A 3,044-nucleotide genomic window follows, 5' to 3' on the forward strand; every position below is an offset into this window, starting at 1 on the left:
TCGGCGGTTCGTATTTAACGGTATCTAACTCATGTTTGTATTTTTCTAGTTTTTTCAGTGACTCTTCGGGGCTTTGGCCTTTCTGTTCATATTCTAGTAATGCATAATCTGAGCCGCCGTGTGAATCTCTGGACTCGTTATAGTCTTCAATGCCAACACGGATAATATCCTTTGCATTATCAATATCTGCGTCGGTTCTGGCATACAGTTCAGCAGCTTTTGAGTCAAAATACCATCTATCTTGTTTCTTTATTTCTTTAATCAATTCTTTTTGGTTCATTTCAAGCATTCTATCTAAATTCGGTTTTGGTGGCGTATTGGCGACGTAAATTTTCATTTTGCCGTTTTTGGTAATGATATAGCGGTTGATGATAGACGCTTTCTCTAAAGTAGGTGTCTTCGTATCGGTTGCGACAAACCAGACACGCTCTTTATCTTCCTGCATCATTTCACCGACCTTCATTTCACCCTCTTTGGTCGTTTTCTTTTGTCGCTCATCTTCTTTGTTTGAACATGAAGCGAGGACTACTGTTAGAATTAATGTAAAAATCAGTAAGTATCTTGTCTTCATAATGTGTTCATCTGCCTTTCTCATTGTGATTATCCTCTTTTGTTTAATCGACTTTTGGAAATAATCTGTTTTTAAGATGTTTGATGTTTTGGATAGAATCAGCTTCTTCGCCTTCTTTCAAAAAATCAAAGTCGCTTAGTATCAAGAAAAGAAGAAACTCGTTTCTAAAAAAACAAAAAGCAAACCAAAATTTTAGCATATCTCACCTATTATCATAATCATAGATTTACAAAATATACACAAGCAAGTATATATCTTGATGCATACATCAATTTAGGTTAATATTTAAATATAAAATAAACATTATACAGTATGAGTAACTTTTGCTTTTGTCGTTAGCTCTCCTTAATTTGAGGGTTAACGACTTTTCTTATTATTGAATTTATTAATAAGAAAAGAAGAAACTCGTTTCTAAATCAAATTTACTATATTTATTGAAATCCGAAATTAAAAAAGTGATATTTACACAATTTCAGAAGAAGAAAAAACATTACAACATTTCTAAAAAGGAGTATCAAAATGCGTGATTTTAGTGAAAAAGAAATAGAAAAATACATAAAATACTTTGATGAAAACATGATAGACATAAACGAAGTAAAAGGATTTTGCCATATATGTGGCAAACCTCTAAAAGGTTCAGAACTTCCAAAAGGAGCAGAAAAAAGAGTAGTTTGTTTAGAAGATTTAGACGTATTCATCGAGATATTCACAGAATTAGAAGAGGAAAATGCACTATAACTTAAGCCGACATTCTTCTACAAGTTTAGGGTTTGTTAAGGGTTCTCCTAATTGATCAATAATTTTCTCGGCATAAATGCATACTCTATTTCTTTTTCTCAACTTTAAATATATCCATCCTTTTCCAAAGCATTTATAACGTTTATAACTGCTGGAGCTATTATACCTTTGTCATATATCGAGAAAAAATTAGTATCAGTAATTTTATTGTTAATTTTATAATCAAAAGTTTCAGCAGAGAACAGAAAGCAATTTAATATCACACTCTCTTTAGTATTAGGATATGCCGGTCCTTCTACCAATTTCTAAAATGATATTTCACTTTTTTCAATACTTAAAGAAAGTTCTTCTCTTAATTCTCTTATTAATACTTCATCAAAATTTTCTTTGTCTTCGATTTTCCCTCCTGGTAGATAATATTTATTATTATCATAAGTTCTCACTAAAAAAATACTTTTCCTTTAAATATTTACTAAACATGCACAATTATAAGTCGCCAAGTAAATCCCTCACTTTTAAGATGATTAGTTGCTAGCTCTAAGCCTAATTGATTACGTTATTCTGGCGTAACTTCACCTAAATTAAAAGATTGTATGTGCTTGAATGTCATTTTTCTACTGTACAAAGCCTTAATTTGTTTAAATGTTGATTTAGCATAATATACATCACAATTCAAACTACTTTTTTCTGTGTAATTGATTGTTCGACTTGCCGATTTGGTGTTATCTAATTTAGTTGTTGTCATTACTATCATCTCTATTGCTTGTTTTAGTTAAAACATCTGTTAAAAATCCCTATAATGCGAAAACTAATAAAAATAAAAGAGAATATTTATGGTTAATATAATCCGTTGTTAAAGAAAGAACAGCATAAACAATTACAAATATTAACAAGAGTAAAAAAAATCTTAGCTTAGTTTTTCCATATTTCATCTAACCTTTCATGCAACACTTTTATATTACGTTTTAATCTTTTATAATCTGGCGCTTCATACATTTGTATATTTCTTTCTGCTCCAGAACTTATTATTGTAATTAACACAGCGGCGATTAGCAGTATAATTAAAAAAGGTGTCCATGATCATGAAATATCGTGTAAGATACCAAATAGTAGTGCCCTAAAGAAGCAAATGAGTATCCAATTATTTGAGCCATACCTGATAATTTAGCTGCAGAAATTCCATCCGTAGTTCTTAAGTTGAAGAAGGTGTTTTAACCAGTCCAAAAGTTATACCGCTGACAATGCCAATAATAATTAAAGGATAGACATCTGGGGCATAAACATCATGAGGTGGTATGAACATAAACCAATAGTTAAATATATTATTGAGAGAAAAATTATTGAAAAAGTGGAATTTTGGTTATATGGAGATTTTCAGGTATAATAAGGGTGTTATTATGAAGAAGTTGTATGAACAGTTTCTTCTTCAAAAAAGAAAAATGTTGTGCAAATTTCCATAAATAGTTTTTTAGGTTGGTTATATAGAGGTTTTCAAGTATAATATAGGTATCATTATGAAAAGGAAGTGAAGCTTTTGAAAAAATCAAAAAAACGTTTAGACTTTTTACCTAACAAGTTAAACAAGTATTCAATTAGAAAATTCACAGTAGGTACAGCCTCTATTTTAGTAGGTGCTACTTTATTTTTCGGGGTTAATAATGAAGCGCATGCGGAAGAAATGATTGAATCGCCAAAAGAAAGTAATACAGGAGCAACAAAAGAAGCTGCACCGGAA

Annotated in this window: 4 protein-coding genes and 1 pseudogene; 2 read left to right on the top strand and 3 right to left on the bottom strand. The window is 30.6% G+C overall.

The window, feature by feature from the left end; all coding sequences use genetic code 11:
* Positions 1-595 (bottom strand): hypothetical protein (locus HMPREF3031_RS11805; protein ID WP_142351341.1); only part of this gene is annotated, 595 nt, incomplete at its 3' end.
* A gap of 495 nt (positions 596-1,090) precedes the next feature.
* On the opposite strand from HMPREF3031_RS11805, the gene HMPREF3031_RS11810 reads away from it, so the two are divergent.
* On the top strand, positions 1,091-1,309 hold the full coding sequence (locus HMPREF3031_RS11810; protein WP_070724977.1) for a hypothetical protein: 219 nt from the start codon (positions 1,091-1,093) through the stop codon (positions 1,307-1,309).
* Between the two features lie 305 nt (positions 1,310-1,614).
* On the opposite strand, the gene HMPREF3031_RS13920 is transcribed toward HMPREF3031_RS11810, so the two are convergent.
* Both HMPREF3031_RS13920 and HMPREF3031_RS13200 read right to left on the bottom strand, forming a co-directional pair.
* Complete coding sequence (locus tag HMPREF3031_RS13920; RefSeq protein WP_180363471.1) at positions 1,615-1,752, bottom strand: NUDIX domain-containing protein; 138 nt, start codon at positions 1,750-1,752, stop codon at positions 1,615-1,617.
* 116 nt (positions 1,753-1,868) lie between these two features.
* A pseudogene (locus tag HMPREF3031_RS13200) lies at positions 1,869-2,054 on the bottom strand (relaxase/mobilization nuclease domain-containing protein); the annotation flags it as partial.
* A gap of 789 nt (positions 2,055-2,843) precedes the next feature.
* Here HMPREF3031_RS13200 and HMPREF3031_RS11820 point away from each other — a divergent pair.
* Positions 2,844-3,044: YSIRK-type signal peptide-containing protein (locus tag HMPREF3031_RS11820; protein ID WP_070724982.1), on the top strand; the 201-nt coding region annotated here is incomplete at its 3' end.

The organism is Staphylococcus sp. HMSC072B07 (assembly GCF_001815505.1).
Taxonomy (GTDB): Bacteria; Bacillota; Bacilli; order Staphylococcales; family Staphylococcaceae; genus Staphylococcus; species Staphylococcus simulans.

What these genes read in the sequence shown, in the direction of transcription:
- HMPREF3031_RS11810 (WP_070724977.1), top strand. Translation starts at nt 1,091, where the DNA reads ATGCGTGATTTTAGTGAAAAAGAAATAGAAAAATACATAAAATACTTT.